Source organism: Bacillus siamensis, assembly GCF_051628075.1.
GTDB classification, from domain to species: Bacteria; Bacillota; Bacilli; order Bacillales; family Bacillaceae; genus Bacillus; species Bacillus siamensis.
Map to the genome: position 1 here is coordinate 1,268,804 of NZ_CP155579.1, position 17,762 is coordinate 1,286,565.

20 protein-coding genes, 1 riboswitch and 1 other annotated feature are annotated in these 17,762 nt (G+C 47.0%); of the genes, 13 read left to right on the forward strand and 7 right to left on the reverse strand.

Annotated elements, in window-relative coordinates; genetic code table 11:
- Positions 1 to 11 precede the first annotated feature (11 nt).
- Both ABDB98_RS06745 and ABDB98_RS06750 read right to left on the reverse strand, forming a co-directional pair.
- Complete coding sequence (locus tag ABDB98_RS06745) at positions 12 to 1,061, reverse strand: lactonase family protein (protein WP_438421726.1); 1,050 nt, start codon at positions 1,059 to 1,061, stop codon at positions 12 to 14.
- Between the two features lie 69 nt (positions 1,062 to 1,130).
- Positions 1,131 to 1,991 (reverse strand): dimethylarginine dimethylaminohydrolase family protein, encoded by an 861-nt coding sequence (locus ABDB98_RS06750; protein ID WP_438421727.1) that lies wholly within the window; start codon positions 1,989 to 1,991, stop codon positions 1,131 to 1,133.
- A 181-nt stretch (positions 1,992 to 2,172) separates the two neighbouring features.
- On the opposite strand from ABDB98_RS06750, the gene ABDB98_RS06755 reads away from it, so the two are divergent.
- From ABDB98_RS06755 to ABDB98_RS06790, 8 genes are all read left to right on the forward strand, one after another.
- Positions 2,173 to 2,691 (forward strand): acyl-CoA thioesterase, encoded by a 519-nt coding sequence (locus tag ABDB98_RS06755; protein WP_438421729.1) that lies wholly within the window; start codon positions 2,173 to 2,175, stop codon positions 2,689 to 2,691.
- 103 nt (positions 2,692 to 2,794) lie between these two features.
- Positions 2,795 to 3,340 carry a GNAT family N-acetyltransferase gene (locus ABDB98_RS06760; protein ID WP_438421730.1) on the forward strand — a complete coding sequence of 182 codons (546 nt, stop codon included), beginning with the start codon at positions 2,795 to 2,797 and terminating at the stop codon, positions 3,338 to 3,340.
- 12 nt (positions 3,341 to 3,352) lie between these two features.
- Positions 3,353 to 3,462, forward strand: a riboswitch (guanidine-I (ykkC/yxkD leader).
- A 65-nt stretch (positions 3,463 to 3,527) separates the two neighbouring features.
- Positions 3,528 to 3,866: a DMT family transporter gene (locus tag ABDB98_RS06765; protein WP_060962982.1), complete on the forward strand. Its 339-nt coding sequence runs from the start codon at positions 3,528 to 3,530 to the stop codon at positions 3,864 to 3,866.
- On the forward strand, positions 3,866 to 4,180 hold the full coding sequence (locus tag ABDB98_RS06770) for a DMT family transporter (protein ID WP_003154765.1): 315 nt from the start codon (positions 3,866 to 3,868) through the stop codon (positions 4,178 to 4,180). The genes ABDB98_RS06765 and ABDB98_RS06770 overlap by 1 nt, the downstream gene beginning before the upstream one ends.
- Positions 4,181 to 4,253: 73 nt before the next feature.
- Positions 4,254 to 5,156 (forward strand): formyltetrahydrofolate deformylase, encoded by a 903-nt coding sequence (gene purU / locus ABDB98_RS06775; protein WP_438421732.1) that lies wholly within the window; start codon positions 4,254 to 4,256, stop codon positions 5,154 to 5,156.
- An 85-nt stretch (positions 5,157 to 5,241) separates the two neighbouring features.
- Positions 5,242 to 5,455, forward strand: a binding site (T-box leader).
- A 69-nt stretch (positions 5,456 to 5,524) separates the two neighbouring features.
- Positions 5,525 to 6,637 carry a glutamate 5-kinase gene (proB, locus tag ABDB98_RS06780; protein ID WP_438421733.1) on the forward strand — a complete coding sequence of 371 codons (1,113 nt, stop codon included), beginning with the start codon at positions 5,525 to 5,527 and terminating at the stop codon, positions 6,635 to 6,637.
- Positions 6,634 to 7,881, forward strand: a complete 1,248-nt coding sequence (proA, locus tag ABDB98_RS06785) for a glutamate-5-semialdehyde dehydrogenase (protein WP_438421734.1) — start codon at positions 6,634 to 6,636, stop codon at positions 7,879 to 7,881. The genes proB and proA overlap by 4 nt, the downstream gene beginning before the upstream one ends.
- A gap of 112 nt (positions 7,882 to 7,993) precedes the next feature.
- Entirely contained in the window at positions 7,994 to 8,419 is a 426-nt protein-coding gene (locus ABDB98_RS06790) for an organic hydroperoxide resistance protein (RefSeq protein ID WP_049628340.1), read from the forward strand.
- A 27-nt stretch (positions 8,420 to 8,446) separates the two neighbouring features.
- On the opposite strand, the gene ABDB98_RS06795 is transcribed toward ABDB98_RS06790, so the two are convergent.
- On the reverse strand, positions 8,447 to 8,893 hold the full coding sequence (locus ABDB98_RS06795) for a MarR family winged helix-turn-helix transcriptional regulator (protein WP_047475364.1): 447 nt from the start codon (positions 8,891 to 8,893) through the stop codon (positions 8,447 to 8,449).
- Positions 8,894 to 9,029: 136 nt separating this feature from the next.
- On the opposite strand from ABDB98_RS06795, the gene ABDB98_RS06800 reads away from it, so the two are divergent.
- The 4 genes from ABDB98_RS06800 (at position 9,030) to ABDB98_RS06815 (ending at position 11,789) form a co-directional block, all read left to right on the forward strand.
- Positions 9,030 to 9,440, forward strand: a complete 411-nt coding sequence (locus tag ABDB98_RS06800) for an organic hydroperoxide resistance protein (protein WP_060962978.1) — start codon at positions 9,030 to 9,032, stop codon at positions 9,438 to 9,440.
- Positions 9,441 to 9,580: 140 nt separating this feature from the next.
- Complete coding sequence (locus ABDB98_RS06805) at positions 9,581 to 10,171, forward strand: hypothetical protein (protein ID WP_438421736.1); 591 nt, start codon at positions 9,581 to 9,583, stop codon at positions 10,169 to 10,171.
- A 21-nt stretch (positions 10,172 to 10,192) separates the two neighbouring features.
- Positions 10,193 to 10,657: a hypothetical protein gene (locus ABDB98_RS06810; RefSeq protein WP_438422123.1), complete on the forward strand. Its 465-nt coding sequence runs from the start codon at positions 10,193 to 10,195 to the stop codon at positions 10,655 to 10,657.
- 4 nt (positions 10,658 to 10,661) lie between these two features.
- Positions 10,662 to 11,789, forward strand: a complete 1,128-nt coding sequence (locus ABDB98_RS06815) for a glycosyltransferase (RefSeq protein ID WP_438421737.1) — start codon at positions 10,662 to 10,664, stop codon at positions 11,787 to 11,789.
- Positions 11,790 to 11,805: 16 nt separating this feature from the next.
- Here the strand turns inward: ABDB98_RS06815 and ABDB98_RS06820 are convergent, their stop codons facing one another.
- The 3 genes from ABDB98_RS06820 to ABDB98_RS06830 all read right to left on the reverse strand — a co-directional run bounded on the left by ABDB98_RS06820 (position 11,806) and on the right by ABDB98_RS06830 (position 14,664).
- Positions 11,806 to 12,705: a BclA C-terminal domain-containing protein gene (locus ABDB98_RS06820; protein WP_438421738.1), complete on the reverse strand. Its 900-nt coding sequence runs from the start codon at positions 12,703 to 12,705 to the stop codon at positions 11,806 to 11,808.
- 183 nt (positions 12,706 to 12,888) lie between these two features.
- Positions 12,889 to 13,359, reverse strand: coding sequence for a nucleoside deaminase (locus ABDB98_RS06825; RefSeq protein ID WP_438421739.1), 471 nt, complete (start codon positions 13,357 to 13,359; stop codon positions 12,889 to 12,891).
- Positions 13,360 to 13,479: 120 nt separating this feature from the next.
- Positions 13,480 to 14,664 carry an MFS transporter gene (locus ABDB98_RS06830; protein ID WP_438421741.1) on the reverse strand — a complete coding sequence of 395 codons (1,185 nt, stop codon included), beginning with the start codon at positions 14,662 to 14,664 and terminating at the stop codon, positions 13,480 to 13,482.
- 82 nt (positions 14,665 to 14,746) lie between these two features.
- On the opposite strand from ABDB98_RS06830, the gene yeiL reads away from it, so the two are divergent.
- A complete protein-coding gene (yeiL, locus tag ABDB98_RS06835) occupies positions 14,747 to 15,418 on the forward strand; it encodes a transcriptional regulator YeiL (RefSeq protein ID WP_269775219.1) in 672 nt (223 codons plus the stop codon).
- A 47-nt stretch (positions 15,419 to 15,465) separates the two neighbouring features.
- Here yeiL and metE read toward each other — a convergent pair whose 3' ends face one another.
- On the reverse strand, positions 15,466 to 17,754 hold the full coding sequence (gene metE, locus ABDB98_RS06840) for a 5-methyltetrahydropteroyltriglutamate--homocysteine S-methyltransferase (protein WP_438421742.1): 2,289 nt from the start codon (positions 17,752 to 17,754) through the stop codon (positions 15,466 to 15,468).
- Between the last annotated feature and the right edge of the window lie 8 nt (positions 17,755 to 17,762).

Here is a 17,762-nt window from a genome sequence, read left to right on the forward strand (position 1 = left end):
TTTCTTTTTGATTAAACCTGATGGAGAAATGACACGCAGACCGGATACGGAACCGGTACGTCGGATTGAAGCAGAGTCAGTCCGCCCGTTTCGGGGTCACGTTCAAACAAAACCAGATTTCCCGTTTCTTCATTTGACGCGACAAGGAATGTTTCGGACGGATCAAACGCGAAATCACGCGGCCAGTTTCCTTCTGTCGGCACCCATTCAATAAGAGACAATTCACCGGAATACTGGTTGATCTTAAAGATGGCGATGCTGTCATGTCCGCGGTTGGCCGCATAAAGAAATCTGCCGTCTTTAGATATGCGGATCGCGCTGCCCTGCGATTTGTCCGTAAATCCTTCAGGCAAAGCGGAAATGACCTGAAGCTCTCTGAATTCACCTAAGGTCGGGTTGTATTCAAGCGCAATGACTTCATTGCTGATTTCCGTCATGACATAGGCGTATTTCTCCGCCGGATGGAAAACGATGTGGCGCGGCCCTGAACCGGGCGCGAAAGAATGGGTTTTCACCTCAGTGAGCGCACCGTTTTTCATTTGGTACGTATACAGCGTATCCGTCCCTAAATCGAGGGCTGCAATGTAGTTATGCTCAGGTGTATAGCCTGCGAAATGGGCATGCGGTTTCTCTTGTCTTTCATGAGGGCCGGTCCCCGTATGAGCGGCTTCGGCTGCCGGCTCCCGCAGGCTTCCGTCCTCATTGACCGGAAAGGCGTGCACTTTTCCGCTGTGGTAATTCGCGGTTAACACATATTCATGTTTCTCATCAATGCTGACGTGGCACGGTGACGGGCCTTCAATCAGCTGATGGTTCACAAAAGTTAATTCCCCGCTGTTCTGATGAATCTGATAGGCTGCCACGCCGCCTTTACCGTCTGCTTTTTCAATGGAATACAGCATGCTGTTATCAGAGTTCGGTGTGACGTACGTCGGGTTGCCGAGCTTTGCAGCCAGCTTCGGCCGGCTGAGCCGTTTCGCTTCTGTATCAAGTTCAAAACAATAAATGCCTTCGCTTCCGCCTTTTGTATATGTTCCTGCATATCCTATGTACTTCGCCATTCGGTTTCCCCCTTTAAGTCTTGTCTTCTCTATATTAACGTATCTTGAAGGAAACTGCCTTGTAAATGTTTAAGATGTTCTGACAAGCGGAAGGGTGCAGCAGCGGAAGGAACCGCCTGATTTAATAATTTCGGAAAACTCGGTTTCAATGACTGTATATCCTCTTTTTCTAAGCTCGCGGTTCGTATGACGGTGCTGGGGCAGGCTGATAATTGTCTGATTCCCGATGGACAGGATATTCGGGCCGAGCGTAAATTGCTCTTCTTCAGGCACTTCTATCAGCTCAAAACGTTCGGCGAGAAGATCAATTTCTTTTTGCCCCAAGCCATTTTTGCAGTATAGCGCCTCCGTTTCCGAGATCATATTAAATACACAGTCCAAATGTAAGAAATCCGCCTTGAGAGGGATCGGAACAACGGTCATTTCCGGCAGCGCTTCCTGCAGCTCCCGGACAGCCGTTTTATCCGTGCGCTCGCTCAGCCCGGCATAAACGGTGCCGTCTGCGATCATGACGTCGCCGCCTTCAATGTTCGCTTTTCTGAGCCGCGTATAAGGGATGTTCTCCTCGTCAAGCAGGTTTTGAAAGACTTTTTCTTCTCCCTGCCTGACTGAAGCCGCCATGCTTGAAATAAACGCCGTCTCTCCTAAGACAAATCCGATATCCCGGGTGAATACCTGCTCGGGCAATCCGGGATCGGCGGGAAGCAGGACGACTTCAATCTGATGGGATTTTAAAATGTCAACAAATGCATCATGCTGTTTGAGGGCGGCGGGGATGTCAATATTTTCTTGTTTGAAATGTTTTTGTGTTCCGTTAATAATATCTTTGATGGCCATGTGTTCCGGCCGGCATAAGATAACGGTTTTCAAAGCATCATATTCACTGCGGCATGCCGGTTTCTGTGTGGATTTGGGAATGGATACGTCCATGTGACAGCCTCCTATCAGTAATCAATGTGCGTTTATTATTCCCGGATGCGATGATTAATGAAACATTTCTGATAGAATATCTAACCAACTTAACATTTAAAATTTTAGACAAAATGGTCAAATTATTGTTTAATAAAGTACAGATGCAGTACGACCAGACACAAAGGGGAGTTTAAATCATATGAAGTTGCCAGAATCAAGGTTTTGCAAAGAAACAAGGGTTGTCAAGACAAGCAGGGTTTTTCCGCTCGATACGAATAATCACAATACGCTGTTTGGCGGAAAGCTGATGAGCTACATAGATGATATCGCCTCAATTTCCGCGGCCCGCCACTGCCGATGTGAAACAGTCACGGCCTCAATGGACTCTGTAGATTTTTTGCGCCCGATCGGCCAACAGGATTCCGTATGTCTTGAATCCTACGTCACATGGGTCGGCACATCGTCTATGGAGGTGTTTGTCAAAGTCATTAAAGAGCATTTGATGACGGGTGAACGCGAGCTTGCGGCAACGTCGTTTCTGACATTCGTCGCGCTTGATTCAAACGGGAAATCGGTGGCCGTTCCGCGGATCGTGCCTGAAACAGAGGAAGAAATCATGCTTCACAAGACGGCCGTTCAGCGCGCCGGAGAACGAAAAAACCGCTTAACACACAGCAAGGCCCTGGCTGAGGCGCTTGGAACAGATAAGCCTTGGTAATCAATCGTCAAACCGCTTTTTTAAAAAGGCGGTTTTTTTACGCTGAAAAAGGACTTTTCCTGCCGGATCCATAATCTATTACAGGGAAAGGAGCGTGGCGTGTATGATGAAACATAAATCTTCCGGCACCATCCTGACAACCGGGCGTATCCGCCTGCGGACTATGCGGGATGACGATGAAGACAATTTGTACGGGCTGTTTACCGACAAAGAGGTCATGAAATATTATCCTTCTCTTAAAAGCAGGCGTGAAACGAAGGAATGGATTGCCTGGAACAAACGGCTGGCCAAAGGATACGGCGTCAGTCTTTGGATCGCAGAGGATAAAGAGACGGGCGCATTTCTCGGTCAATGCGGAATCGTTCCGCAGACGGTAAACGGAAACACATTGATGGAAATCGGCTATATGGTTGCCCGCAGCCGCTGGGGATGCGGTTATGCGACGGAGGCTGCAAAAGCCTGTCTGGACTACGGTTTTCATACACAGCAATACGGACGAATCACGGCGCTGATTGACCCGGATAATCTTGCTTCCGTCCGCGTCGCGGAAAAAATCGGCATGGTGCCAGGAGAGACTGTTAACAAATGGGAGAGGCAGCTGACGGTTTTTGACATCACATCTGACGTTGAACGTTTCGGCGAAATGTAGTATGATACGAACAGACATGTTTTCTAGGGTTCCGCATGTTCATACATGGCCTGGTCCGAGAGAAAACACATATGCGGACATATTCCCGCATATGCACACGGAGGGAAAAAAGCCCGGGAGAGTCAATCTCATGTGAGACGACTATCCGGGCTTTTTGTATTGTCCGGAAACAGAAAGGGTGAAAAACATGAAATGGGGTTTAGTGGTCATAGCGGCCGTATTTGAAGTGGTATGGGTCACCGGCCTGAAACATGCTGATTCGGCACTGACGTGGAGCGCCACAATTATGGGAATCATCATCAGTTTTTATCTATTAATCAAGGCGACAAACAGCCTGCCCGTTGGAACGGTATATGCGGTCTTTACCGGACTCGGGACAGCGGGCACCGTGCTTAGTGAAATTTTGCTTTTCAAAGAGCAGGCCGATCCGGTGAAAATCGTGCTGATCGGCGTTTTGCTGATCGGTGTCATCGGATTAAAGCTGGTCACACAGGATGAGCCTGAGACGAAGGGGGAGAACGCGTAATGCATTGGATCAGCCTGATAGCCGCGGGCCTTTGTGAAATGCTCGGGGTCATTTTAATGAATCAATTCCAAAAAGAAAAGAAAGTCAAATGGATTCTTTTCATTATCGTCGGATTCGCGGCTTCTTTTTCCCTGCTTTCTTATGCGATGGAGACGATTGCGATGGGAACGGCCTATGCGATCTGGACCGGTATCGGCACGGCGGGCGGCGCTTTAGCCGGCATTCTTTTCTACGGCGAGCAGAAGGATGCGAAGCGCATCTTTTTCATTGCGCTTATTTTGTGCGCCGCCGTAGGGCTGAAAATTCTTTCATAAATTGATTTTTATCAAATTTTCAGTATAATCTATAATAAGTTACGAATTATGAAGATACGAGGGATTAAAGCATATGAATTCATATATGACACAGCGGCTGAAAGAATACCGCGACGGGAATGAGGAAAAAGGGCGCCTGCTTGTCAGCTGCCCCGATCAGCCGGGAATTGTATCGGCTGTGTCCGCGTTTTTGTTTGACCACGGCGCGAATATTATTGAATCAAATCAATATACGACTGACCCTGAAGGCGGACGTTTTTTTCTGAGGATTGAATTCGACTGCAAGGGCATTCATGAGAAAAAAGAGGATTTAAAGCAGGCGTTCGCCTCAATCGCCCAGACATTCGGCATGACATGGAGCCTCTCTCTGGCAAGTGAGCTGAAGCGCGTGGCAATCTTTGTATCCAAAGAGCTGCACTGCCTTCATGAACTCATTTGGGAGTGGCAAAGCGGCAATATGATGGCCGAAATTGCTGTCGTCATCAGCAACCATGAAGAGGCGAAAGAAGTGGTCGAGCCGCTGAATATTCCGTTCCATTACATGAAAGCCAACAAAGACATCCGCGCCGAAGTGGAGCGGCGCCAGCTTGAGCTGCTGGAGCGGTATGAGATTGATGTGATCGTTCTTGCCCGCTACATGCAGATTTTGACGTCAGATTTTGTATCTGCCCATCCGAATCGGATTATTAACATCCACCATTCATTCCTGCCGGCCTTTATCGGTGCTAATCCGTATAAACGGGCTTATGAGCGCGGAGTGAAATTAATCGGGGCGACATCTCACTATGTGACAGACGATCTTGACGAAGGCCCGATTATTGAACAGGATATTGAACGCGTCGATCACAGAGATCACGCGGAGGATCTGAAGAATATCGGCAGAACCATTGAGCGCAGCGTGTTGGCGAGAGCCGTAAAATGGCACTTGGAAGACCGTGTCATCGTTCACGGAAACAAAACGATCGTATTTAATTGATAGCGGCCCGCTGGGGAGGCGGGCTGTTTTTATGGATAAAAATGTCTTGACAAGAACCTTTTTTCTTTGCATAATATAAAAAAATCATTGAGCGTTGAAGAGGATCAGTACGCAGAAATTTCTGTGACAGAGAGCAAAATGGCCCGCTGAAACATTTTGCCGCATGAAACCTGCCGAACCTGCCTTGGAGTCCTGAGGGGAAAACTCAGGCGCGATAACCTGGCGTTACAGGAAAGCGGGACGCGTGCAAAACGCGTTCAAACAAGGTGGTACCACGGAAAGCCCATTTCGTCCTTATTTTTCAGGACGGAATGGGCTTTTTTTATTGAAGAAAGCCGGTTTGGATTGATTGCCACGGAGGAGAAACGATGAAAAAGCAAAGAATTGTTGTGAAAATCGGGAGCAGCTCGCTCACCAACAGTAACGGAAGCATTGATGAAACCAAAATCAAAGAGCATACGGAAGCCATTTCATTATTAAAAGAAGACGGGCATGAAGTCATTCTCATTACCTCAGGCGCTGTGGCCGCGGGTTTTGCCGCTCTCGGCTATCCGTCGCGCCCCGTTACGATAAAAGGAAAGCAGGCGGCTGCCGCGGTCGGCCAGACGCTTTTAATGCAGCAATACATGGACCATTTAAAAAGATACGGACTGACGCCGGCGCAAATTTTATTAACAAGAAATGATTTCTCAAAAAGAGAGCGGTACAGAAATGCGTACGCTACGGTAATGGAGCTGCTGGAGCGGGGAGTCGTGCCGATTATCAATGAAAATGATTCCACATCTGTCGAAGAGCTGACGTTCGGTGATAACGACATGCTGTCGGCGCTTGTGAGCGGTTTGATTCATGCAGACCAATTAATGATTCTCACAGACATTAACGGCCTGTACGATGCCAATCCGAATGAAAACCCGGACGCAAAGCGGTTTGACTATCTGAATGACATCACACCTGAATTGCTCGGGTATGCCGGATCAACAGGCTCAAAGGTCGGCACAGGCGGCATGAAGTCAAAACTTCTCGCCGCCCAGACCGCATTGTCGCTCGGAGTGAAGGTGTTTATCGGAACCGGCTCCGGACGGGAAAAACTGAGGGTGATTTTAGACGGAAAAGGTGACGGCACATATATCGGCGATAAAGAGCTGTCCTCAGTGAATAATACACGGCAATGGATCATGTTTCATTCCCCGATATCAGGGGAAATCATCATTGATGGGGGAGCGGAGCAGGCGATGATCCATAACGGATCAAGTCTGCTCCCGGCCGGTGTCGCCGATGTCTGCGGCAGTTTTCCGAAAGGGGCTGTGGTGGAAGTCAGAGGGCCCGGCGGCATCATCGGAAAAGGCCAGACGCTTTACTCATCCGATGAGATTTTAGAAGCTAAAGGGAAGCGGAGCGATCAGCTTCCGGGCACGAAGCAGGTGGAAGTGATTCACAGAGATGATTGGGTGAATTTATTTGACGAGGGGGAAAACAAATGAGTGAAGTATTGCAAAAAGCGGCTTTGGCAAAAGAAGCCGCTGCCGAAATGGTCATGAAAACGACGGCTGAAAAAAACGAAGCGCTCCAATGTATCGCAGACGGACTCAGAAATGAACGGCAGCTGATTTTAACAGAGAATCAGAAAGACATTGAAGCAGGACAGAAAAGAGGATTGACACCTGACATTATTGACAGGCTGACTCTTGATGAAAAACGCCTGCTCGATATCGCGGACGCTGTGGAACTGTTAATCGGTCTTGAAGATCCCGTCGGTGAATCATTGGAGACCATTCAAAAAGAGAATGGATTATTCATTGAAAAAATCCGCGTGCCCCTCGGAGTAGTGGGCATGATCTATGAAGCCAGACCGAATGTTACCGTAGATGCTGCCACACTCTGCCTGAAAACCGGAAACGCGGTTGTCCTCAGAGGAAGTTCCTCAGCCATCCACAGCAACATAGCGCTTGTCAGTGTGATGAAGCGCGCACTCGGGCTGTCAAAGCTTCCGATTGATGCCGTTCAGCTCATAGAAGATACAAGCAAAGAAACCGCGAAACAGCTCTTTACATTAAATGACGGTCTGGATGTATTGATCCCGCGCGGCGGCAAAAATTTAATTGATCTTGTGGTCAGAGAATCCACCGTACCCGTGTTAGAAACCGGAGCGGGAAACTGCCACGTGTACATAGATGAGTCAGCAGATCCAGATATGGCAAGCGAAGTCGTCATCAACGCCAAAACACAGCGTCCTTCCGTCTGCAATGCGATTGAATCTCTTTTGATTCATGAAAAATGGGCGGAAGAACACGGGCGAAAGCTGCTGCGCCAGCTGACAGAAAAAGGGGTGGAGCTTCGCGGAGATCAGGTGATTTGCGGACTGGAGCCTGCAGCGAAACAAGCCGAAGAAGCCGATTGGGGAGCTGAATACCTGGCGCCGATCCTCAGTGTGAAGACGGTGCAGGACGTACAGGAGGCGGTCCGCCATATTCAGCAGTACGGCACAAACCATTCAGAAGCCATTCTGACGGAAAACGGCGAGCATGCCGCATACTTCCAGACAGCCGTAGACGCCGCTGCCGTGTATCATAATGCTTCAACCCGGTTTACAGACGGCTTTGAATTCGGATACGGGGCCGAAATCGGCATCAGCACGCAAAAGCTTCACGCGAGAGGGCCGATGGGGCTTCCGGCGTTAACATCTACAAAAATCATCATCAAAGGAAACGGACAAATCCGAGTATAGTCTCTTAAGCTTATCCTGAAAAAGGGTAGGCTTTTTTTATACAGAAAGATTGACGAGTCACTTTATATTGTGTAAAATTAAATTGCACAAAATATAATAGAGGTGAATTCACATGACAAAACCATTATTTACAGCAACAGTATCAGCCGCCGGCGGACGGGAGGGAAAAGTCACGTCTTCTGACGGTGTGCTGAATCTTGATGTTGCCATGCCGGGAACGCCAAGAGCGAAACGTCTCGAACACGCCACAAACCCTGAACAGCTGTTTGCTGCAGGGTACTCAGCCTGCTTTGACAGCGCCCTTCAGCTCGTAGCGAGAAAAGAGCGCCTGAGTATTGAAACAGAAGTCACTGCGCATGTCAGTCTGCTGAAAGATGAAGCAGATCAAGGATATAAACTCGGCGTTACGCTTGAGGTTAAAGCATCCGGCATTGAGAAACAGGAGCTTGAAGCACTTATCCAAAAAGCGCACGGTGTCTGCCCGTATTCAAAAGCGACGGCAGGAAATATAGAAGTAAAGCTTCTGGCAGCAGAATAAAAATAAGGATGCCCATTCGGGGCATCCTTATTTTACGCCGTGCAGCGTTTTCAAAACCTCATAAAGCGACTGCTTTACCTGCTTTAATTCCTCTTTTGACAGTCCTGTCTGTTCCAGCATGGCAATGGGAATATCCGCCGCCGTTTTCTGCATGGCCCATCCTTCATCTGTCAGCCTGATCGTCACAGAGCGCTCATCTTCAGGCGACCGCCTTCTTATAATGATTCCGCGCTGCTCCATCCGTTTCAGCATCGGTGTCAGCGTTCCTGAATCCAGATGCAAAAGCTCACCCATCCGTTTTACATTCAGTTCTTCATGCTCCCATAATAAAAGAAGCGCCAAATATTGCGGATAGGTCACATTGAGCTTATCAAGCAGCGGCTTGTACCGTTTCGTCATTTCCCTTGAGCTTGCATACAGCAAAAAGCAAAGCTGATTCTCCAGTTTCATATGTTCAAATTCTTTTTCTGCCATAACTTCTTCACCAACTCTTTGTTTGTTAACGTTACCCCTATTGTAGCCGAAAAATGGCCCATTTCCTATTCTAATATGTTTAAAAATATGAGCATGGGCAATATAAATAATAAGTACAATGAGGAGGCTGATAATTATGGCATTATTTACTGCAAAAGCGACCGCAGTCGGCGGACGGTCAGGACATATTAAATCCGAAGACGGAGTGCTGGATTTTGACATCATCATGCCGAATGCAAAAAAAGACGGAGAAACGGGCACAAACCCTGAACAGCTTTTTGCGGCAGGATATGCTGCCTGCTTCGGGGGAGCGCTTGAGCTCGCCGCCAAAAAACAGAATATCGACATGACCTCTGAAATTGAAGGGCAGGTCAGCCTTTTAAAAGATGAGAGTGACGGGGGATACAAAATCGGCGTAACGCTCGTCATTGATACAAAAGACCTTGATAAAGAAACGGCGGAGAAGCTTGTACACGCCGCTCACGAGTTCTGTCCGTATTCAAAAGCGACAAGAGGAAATGTTGACGTAAAACTTGAACTCAAATAATTAAACGAACGAATATCCCGGATATAAAATCCGGGATATTTTATTAACGAAAACATCAGTAATGAACTCTTCTCCTCCGGAATAAGAATACGATATAGCACTTTTGCATAATGACACCAAGAGAAACGAGGGAGAAATCGATGTCTCTTCCAAATATCCCGAACATCACCCCCGACATTACACTCTCCAAATGTGAGACTTTGAACTTCCTTCTTTCATCTGTGGCTATGGAAGAAATCGGACTATCCCATATTCTGCAGGCGGAAGCAGATCGAATTCAAACGTTTCTCGGCGCTTCCGGCGATCCTTCTCTGGGGGAATTGTCAGCCATCAATCGAAGCACCGAACGGCTTCTGCGCACAGTCATGAAATCCCAGCTCCTTTTGCAGACGAAGCTTGAGGACATTATCTACTTACAGGATTCTGAAGCCTGCATGGATCCTGACGACCGAAGCAATCCGAGTGACCCGGACGATCCTGATGACCCGTGGGACCCAGATGAACCCTGCGATCGTGATGACCCGGATGACCCGCGGGACCCAGATGAACACTGCGATGGTGATGATCCGGATGACCCGTGCGACAATCCAAGCGACTCATGTGATCCGCGCTTTCCGAATCCTCCGCCCGAAGATCCGTGCGACGGTCTGTTTTACGGCCGCATTGGCTGCTGTGAGTGCGAGGATTGTGAGGAATGCGAATGGAGGAGGAAAGGCGGGGAGCGTTCATAAAGGAAGAGATGGGTGAAGCATATGCCGTATCAAAGCCTCTCAAAAGCGAAACAGACATCTTTTGAAGCGATGCATTGTCTCACAATTGCGCTGTTACATATATTAGCTGTGACCGTTGATAAAAGAAAGGATTCAAATTACAAAGAAGAAATCAGGCTGTTCTCCGCATTGTGCCGCTGGCAGGCGGAAACAGGCGGGCGGCTGTTTTTAATGATCAGCATGGAAAGAGAGCAGAAGCGGATGTATGAGCGGCACTTTCATGAAATGAAGACAGTGACGGAACGAACGAAAAAATTCATTTCTGAAAGCCCGCCAGAATTCCGGACGCATCCCGTTACGAAACGGGCGGTCAGGCAGCTTCGGGAATGGGATCCGGAATCATCTGCCGAACCTGCTGTCAGATGGGGGCGGCCTGTCTTCGTAACGATGAACGGCACACCTGAAAAGCCTTGGTTCAATCAACAACTCCAAAAGCGGGAAAGGTGAGAACATGAGCGGAAATGCTGAATGTAAACTGACGCTTTGCATGATTGTAAAAAACGAGGAGAGATATATCTCCCGGTGTTTATCAAGTGTACAAGATATTGCGGACGAGATCGTCATTGTAGACACAGGATCACAAGATAATACAAAAGATATCTGCAAAAGTTTTCAGGCCAGAGTGTTTGATTTAGAATGGGAGAATGATTTCGCCAAGGCGAGAAATTACGGCCTGCAGCATGCAAAAGGGGATTGGATTTTAATGCTTGACGCGGATGAAGAGCTCGATCAGGAGAGCGGCCGCTTTATCACTTCGCTGCTTCATGATGAATTACCGAGCCGGGGTCTTTTGAAAATCATCAATTACACGGGGAAGCAGCTGGATGAAAATGAAGCGTTTGAAAGCATGCAGCCGAGACTGTTCCGCAATCATGAAGGCCTTCTGTATCAAGGCAGAATACACGAAAATATCACCTCTTCCAATGAGGAAGAAAACAATGCTTTTTTTACGCTTCCTTGTGTGATTCATCACTACGGTTATTTGGAGCAGGAAGAAAAGATCAAACAAAAACATAAACGGAATATCAGCATTTTAAATGAAGAGCTTTCAGAGGAAAATCCGGATCCGTGGCTTATTTATCATTTGGCAAGCGAATGCTGCAGAATAAAAGACTATGAAAAAGCATTACATCTTGTCAACGGCTCAATTTTTCAATTTTTAAGTGAAAAACGAATGCCTCCGTCTCTCTTGTATCATTTAAAATATACAATATTGCTTGAACTCAAACGGTATGAAGAAGCGGAGCAAGGGATTGACAAGGTGCTCAGGCTTTATCCTGATTACTGCAATCTTCATTATTATAAGGGCCTTATATTATATCATTTGGAAAAGTACAGAGCGGCTATCAAAGCATTTGAAAACGGAACGAAGATTGAAGAAGAAAATGCTGGCCACTTACATTTAAAAGGTGCCGGCGATTTCAGAGCTTTTTATCATATGGCGAAATGCCATGCTGCATTAAACCATGATATGACGGCCGTCGCTTACGCCAAAAAATCCGTGAAATTTAATCCTCAATTTAAACCTGCACAAGAACTTCTGACACAATTAAAAAAGGATCAGCGGACAAACGCCTGATCCTTTTTTTGTTCCGTTAAGATAATCGAATAATGTTCAACGCCGCACCGGCACTTCCTCCGAGCAATGCCGCCTCACCTAATAATCCGAACAGCTGAAGCTGGATGGTGCTGCCTGCTGTCAAATTCACAATGAAGGAGTTGTTGAAGTTTGCCAATGACACGGCAGGTGCAATAATTGAACTTGCAGGCGGGGCGCCGTTAATCAGGACCCGTGAACTTACAAGCAGGCCGGCTGCTAAATTAATCTGGTAGGAGATATAGTACCGCCCTGCCGGCGCAACGGTAAACATAGTATTAGCAGCATTAGCCGTAATATCTGCGGAAAGGTTTTGATCATTCGGCAAGGAAATGGCTGTGCCGCCGATAACAACAGCGACAACACCGCCGCCCGTATTACTTGCAAATCCGGAAGTCGCCGTTAAACTTGTTCCGGTGACACCCGCAGCGCCGGTGGCTCCAGTGATACCAGTGGGTCCAGTCAGTCCGGTGGCTCCGGCAGCACCAGTGCTGCCTGTGGGCCCGGGGACCCCTGTAGCTCCAGTAATTCCTATCGGTCCATTTTCTCCAGTAGTGCCAGTGACCCCGGTAATCCCGGTCGGTCCAGTCGGCCCCGCCAGTGCAGAGATATTTGAGATACTGTCCAATTTTGAGCCGAGAAGAAGCTCCTGTTTCATTAAGCTGTCAAGCGTATCACGGACGCTCTCATTCAAGTTCAAAATATCTGCAAGACTTGACGGCGGCCCTGTTAATCCGGGAATCGTTCCGAGCGCATATTGGATTTTTTCTCCTTCCGCATTCAGAATATGTACCATTCCCAGCTCTTCCATAGCAATTGATGAAAGAAGAAGGTCTATGGTATCGTCTCTGGAATGGGTCACGACAGGGGTGATGTTTGGTAAATTAGGCTGTGACACAATGTCCCTCCTTATGAGTTGACAGAAAATGTCTTCATTACGTATAAAGTCCCCGAAAAAAAGCGTAAAGCAGTACTGTATCAATATATTCACTTGTGCTGTCCATTTTTCTGAAAGAATGACCTTAATGAATCAATTGCGTTCACGAAAAATAAACCTGCGTTGTGAGCAGGTTATTCTGGATTAATATACTTTTTTGCGGGCGGAAGTTTTCCAGACGTCAAAGGGCGCGGTATGATCGGAGAAGCTGAGATGATAAAAAGGAATTGATCTCTCCGTCCGCTGTTTCTTGATTTCATCATATATGAAGGTGTCATCAAAGCCTGCGTCAGAAGCATCTGAGTGGCTGGATGCGTAATATACCGCTTTTGGCCTCGCCCAATAAATGGCGCCTAAACACATAGGGCAGGGTTCACAGCTTGTGTAAATCACACAATCATCAAGCTGATATGTTTGAAGCGTCCGGCACGCATTCCGGATCGCCGTTACTTCAGCATGGGCTGTCGGATCGTTGCTGGAGGTCACATTGTTCTGCCCTTCGGCGATAATGACGCCGTTTTTAACGATGACGCAGCCAAAAGGCCCTCCGCCTTCATCCACGCTCTCAACTCCCAGCGTGACCGCCCTCTTTAAAAATGAAATATGCTGATTCATCTCAAATCCCCCTCGGTTGATCGATTACTTTAACTATAGCGGAAGATACATCTTAAAACATTGGCAAATCAGTCAAAATAACAGCCGGAAATGGGATCATATATATAAAGAAAGCTTTGTCTATATATCTTGTGCATATCCTGCAAAAACTCTCTTTTTCATTTCCAGTTTTCTGTATAAAAGGGCAAGAAGCATAGAGGGGATCGTACAAACAATCATTCCGATAAAGGCGTACCGGGGTTCAATTTCATATAAAAAACCTCCGAAAACAGTAAATACCGCAGTGCTCCAGCTGAGCGCAAGCGCTGAATATATGCCTTGGGCTTTCGGGACTTGCGCAGGGGAAATATGTTTAATTAAATATTTCATAAATGCATAGTGTCCCATCGCGAATGAACAGGCATGCAGCGTCTGCGCGAGGCAGAAAATGATGACATGCGGAAAGGCAAATACGAGTATCCAGCGTACGGTTGCACCAAGCGCAGCCAAAGCGAGCAAAGCACCAGCCGTAAATTGATGAAAACATCGGTCAGCGATTGCAAAGAAAATGATCTCCGCAATAACGGCGATGTTGATGATGATTCCGATTGCATATGCGGGTGCATGGATTTCCTGCAAAAAGAGATAACCGTAATTGTAATAAGACGCATGTGCCGCCTGCAGCAAGATAACGATTGCGAGCACCAGACCGAAATGTTTGATGCGGAATAAGGCAAGCATGCCCTCTTTTTTTGTACAATCTGTTTCCGGCCGTTTTGAAAGAACAGCGGGCGCATGCATAAAGCTGAGGCATACGAATATCAGAGTGCCCAAAAGCAGTGCCCATAAAATCACTTGATCTCCAAATATACCTGTAAAGACGGACAGGATGACGCCGGCTGAAACAAATCCGGCGGACCCCCATTGCCGGCTGGTTCCGTAATCTCTTAATTCATTATGCTGTACCAAAACGCCGCAAGCGCTGTCCAAAGCAGGCATCAAAGCCGGATAAAACACATGCAGCCCTAATGTGACAAGAAGCAGGCTTTGAAAAGAGTCAGCCGGAATATAACATAAAAGCGCAAGAAGCGTACCGATTCTGGCTCCGTTCAATATGGCTCTGCTGCTGAATTTTCCAGATAAATAAGGAAAGAAAAGCAATGTGGAAATACCTCTTGCCGCCAGACCTAAGCTCATAATGAAACTGGCTTCGGATACGGAAACCCCTTTTATATGAACCATCCATCCCGTCCAATAGGGCAGAAAAATCCCCCATGTCATAAAAAAGCTAAAAAAATGCAGACTCATCCAGCGATATGCGTTCATTCCCGTTCCTCCTTTTCATTGGCATGTTATCATGTAAAACGTAAAGATAATATGAGATATCTCATATATTTCGGGGTGGACGATGGAAATTTATAAAGGTGAGAAAAAACGGCATCAGATAGAAAAACACTCAATCGCGCATTTATTTTCTTTTCCCGCTGAAGAGTATATGGAAGTGCGGGAATATCAGCGGGATGAATGGATGATTCAAGAGGGCATGAGGCCGGATTTCCTGTTTTACGTGATTGAAGGAAAAGCGAAAATATATGTAACCCATCAAAACGGAAAAGTATCGTTAATTAATTTTATCAACAAAAATGATTACATCGGAGAGATGGAACTATTACATGAAGTATATTACACAAAAGGCATTCAGGCCTCAGCGAAGACTGTTTGTTTCGCTCTGCCAATTTGCCGCTGCCGCGCGCAATTGCTGCAGGATGCGAATTTTCTGCGTGAATTGGCTAAGTTTTTAAGTGATAAGGCAACGCTTATGGCTTCAAAGTATTCACAAAGTCTGGCGTTCCCGGTTGAAAACCGGCTTGCTGATTTTATTTTGCAGACGGCGTATGAAGGATTTTATAAAGAGAAGCACGTAACGGTTTGTGATTATTTAGGTGTATCTTACCGTCATCTCTTGCATGTGCTGACGCAATTCTGCCAAAAAGGGTATTTGCAGAAAGAAGGGCGGGGCTATCAAATTAAGCAGCATGATTCACTGAGTGAACTTGCAGAGGCGCTGAAGAATAAGTAACATGCTCAAAAAAACAGCCATCCGCACATTAGGGATGGCTGTTTTCATTATACAAGCTGAGCTTGTTTTTTTCGCGCCTGTTTCGCAGCGTCGACCATATTTTTTAATGCCGCAACGGTTTCTTCCTGCTGTCTTGTTTTCAGCCCGCAGTCCGGGTTTACCCAGAAGCGGTCTGTCGGACACACTTCAAGCGCATCATCGATAATTTGATAGATTTCTTCAGTAGCCGGCACGCGCGGGCTGTGAATGTCGTATACACCGAGTCCGAGGCCTTTCACGTAAGGATGATCTTTCAGATATTCTAAGAATCCTCCGTGGCTTCGGCTGTGTTCGATTGTGATGACATCAGCGTCAAGGTCATTGATCGTATCGACAATATCTTCAAAGTTGCTGTAACACATATGCGTATGAATCTGCGTCTCATTTTTCACAGAAGACGTCGTTAATCGGAAAGCTTCTGCGGCCCAAGTTAAATATTCATCCCAATCCTGCGTTTTTAACGGCAGGCCTTCACGGAGCGCGGGTTCATCCACTTGGATAATCTGAATACCGGCATCTTCAAGCGCTTTTACTTCTTTTCTGAGGGCAAGCCCGATCTGGAAGGCGATTTCTTTTCTTGAAATATCCACGCGCGGGAATGACCAGTTTAAAATGGTGACAGGTCCCGTCAGCATGCCTTTCATGTGCTTTTCTGTCAGCGATTGGGCGTAGACCGTATCTTTTACCGTCATCGGTTCGATAAATTCGACATCTCCGAAAATGACAGGCGGACGTACGCAGCGTGAACCGTAAGACTGCACCCATGCATATTTCGTAAAGGCGAACCCGGCCAGTTTTTCACCGAAGTATTCGACCATGTCCGTCCGTTCAAATTCTCCGTGAACGAGCACGTCTAAGCCGATTTCTTCCTGAATGTCAACCCAGCGCTTCGTTTCCGCATTAATAAATGCTTGGTACTGTTCATCCGTCCATTCTTTTTTCCGCCATTTTTGCCGTGCGCTCCGCACTTCAGCAGATTGAGGGAAGCTTCCGATTGTCGTTGTCGGCAGAAGGGGAAGACCGAGTGATTCATTTTGCAGCGCCAATCGTTCTTCAAAGCTTGCAGGGCGGGAGAAATCTTTTTCTGTCAGCTGATTCAATTCTTCTTTTTGAGCTGAGTTCGCTCCTGTTGCGAATGCTTTCAAAGCTTTAAGTGCCGCTTTTGACTCTTCAATCAGCTCACTGACGGCCGCTTTGCCGGACAGAAGTCCTTCTTTTAAGACGCTGAGTTCCGCCAGTTTTTCTTTAGCGTATGACAGGCCGTTCAGCAAATCCTTTTCAAGATGCTCGTCAGGGTGTTTCGCCACCGGCACGTGCAGAAGGCTGCTTGAAGGCTGAATCCATAACTCCTCAACATCAGCGTGGCTGAGGATATCCAAAGCCGCATCAAGGCGTTCTTCAACATCGATTTTCCAAATGTTTCGGCCGTCGATCACACCGGCTGCCAGCACTTTATCTTTCGGGAAGCCATGCTTTTTCAATTGCTCAAGGTTTCTGCCTTTATCATGCACGAAATCAAGCCCGATTCCCTGTACAGGATACGAAACGAGTTCTTCATATGCATCAACCGAATCGAAGTATGTCTGCAGGAGGACATTCAGCCCTGAAAGCTCTTTTGTAATAGATTCATAGAGTTCTTTTGCGGCGCGGACATCTTCAGCTGAGGCTGTCACAAGGGCTGGCTCATCAATCTGAACCCATTTGACGCCTTCTGCTTCAAGCTCTTTCAGCAGCTGTACATAAAGAGGAACAAGGCGCTTTTGAATCGCTTTCGCCTCTGATTCTTCGTATCCTTTCGCAAGTGTGACGAATGTATACGGACCGACAATGACAGGTTTCGTTTCCGCTCCGAATTCTTCTTTGATCCGGCGGTAGTCGTCAAGCTGTTTGTTTCTCGTCAGACGGAATTCAATGCTTTCGTCATATTCAGGAACGATGTAATGGTAGTTGGTGTTGAACCATTTTGTCATTTCACTGGAAACGGCGTCTTTAACACCGCGGGCAATCGCGAAATATGTATCAACGGGATCCGTGATGCTGCGGAATCTTTCCGGAATCCAGTTAAAGCTGACGGCTGTATCAAGCACATGGTCATAATGAGTAAAATCAGAGACCGGCACGATATCGATATTTTGGTCAAGCTGTGTTTTGACAGCTGATAAGAATAAACTGTCAAGCTCTTTAAGAAACGTTTCTTTATCAGTGTTTCCTTTCCAATAAGCCTCAAGCGCTTTTTTCCATTCTCTGTTCAAGCCGATTCTCGGAAAACCGAGATTTGAAGTTTTGATTGTAGTCATTAAGTCTC

What these genes read in the sequence shown, in the direction of transcription:
- ABDB98_RS06750 (WP_438421727.1), bottom strand. Translation starts at nt 1,991, where the DNA reads ATGGACGTATCCATTCCCAAATCCACACAGAAACCGGCATGCCGCAGT.
- ABDB98_RS06825 (WP_438421739.1), bottom strand. Translation starts at nt 13,359, where the DNA reads ATGAATCAGCATATTTCATTTTTAAAGAGGGCGGTCACGCTGGGAGTT.
- yeiL (WP_269775219.1), top strand. Translation starts at nt 14,747, where the DNA reads ATGGAAATTTATAAAGGTGAGAAAAAACGGCATCAGATAGAAAAACAC.
- purU (WP_438421732.1), top strand. Translation starts at nt 4,254, where the DNA reads ATGAATTCATATATGACACAGCGGCTGAAAGAATACCGCGACGGGAAT.
- ABDB98_RS06810 (WP_438422123.1), top strand. Translation starts at nt 10,193, where the DNA reads ATGCCGTATCAAAGCCTCTCAAAAGCGAAACAGACATCTTTTGAAGCG.
- ABDB98_RS06795 (WP_047475364.1), bottom strand. Translation starts at nt 8,893, where the DNA reads ATGGCAGAAAAAGAATTTGAACATATGAAACTGGAGAATCAGCTTTGC.
- ABDB98_RS06770 (WP_003154765.1), top strand. Translation starts at nt 3,866, where the DNA reads ATGCATTGGATCAGCCTGATAGCCGCGGGCCTTTGTGAAATGCTCGGG.
- ABDB98_RS06760 (WP_438421730.1), top strand. Translation starts at nt 2,795, where the DNA reads ATGATGAAACATAAATCTTCCGGCACCATCCTGACAACCGGGCGTATC.
- ABDB98_RS06805 (WP_438421736.1), top strand. Translation starts at nt 9,581, where the DNA reads ATGTCTCTTCCAAATATCCCGAACATCACCCCCGACATTACACTCTCC.
- proA (WP_438421734.1), top strand. Translation starts at nt 6,634, where the DNA reads ATGAGTGAAGTATTGCAAAAAGCGGCTTTGGCAAAAGAAGCCGCTGCC.
- ABDB98_RS06815 (WP_438421737.1), top strand. Translation starts at nt 10,662, where the DNA reads ATGAGCGGAAATGCTGAATGTAAACTGACGCTTTGCATGATTGTAAAA.
- metE (WP_438421742.1), bottom strand. Translation starts at nt 17,754, where the DNA reads ATGACTACAATCAAAACTTCAAATCTCGGTTTTCCGAGAATCGGCTTG.
- ABDB98_RS06755 (WP_438421729.1), top strand. Translation starts at nt 2,173, where the DNA reads ATGAAGTTGCCAGAATCAAGGTTTTGCAAAGAAACAAGGGTTGTCAAG.
- ABDB98_RS06790 (WP_049628340.1), top strand. Translation starts at nt 7,994, where the DNA reads ATGACAAAACCATTATTTACAGCAACAGTATCAGCCGCCGGCGGACGG.
- ABDB98_RS06800 (WP_060962978.1), top strand. Translation starts at nt 9,030, where the DNA reads ATGGCATTATTTACTGCAAAAGCGACCGCAGTCGGCGGACGGTCAGGA.
- ABDB98_RS06745 (WP_438421726.1), bottom strand. Translation starts at nt 1,061, where the DNA reads ATGGCGAAGTACATAGGATATGCAGGAACATATACAAAAGGCGGAAGC.
- ABDB98_RS06765 (WP_060962982.1), top strand. Translation starts at nt 3,528, where the DNA reads ATGAAATGGGGTTTAGTGGTCATAGCGGCCGTATTTGAAGTGGTATGG.
- ABDB98_RS06830 (WP_438421741.1), bottom strand. Translation starts at nt 14,664, where the DNA reads ATGAACGCATATCGCTGGATGAGTCTGCATTTTTTTAGCTTTTTTATG.
- proB (WP_438421733.1), top strand. Translation starts at nt 5,525, where the DNA reads ATGAAAAAGCAAAGAATTGTTGTGAAAATCGGGAGCAGCTCGCTCACC.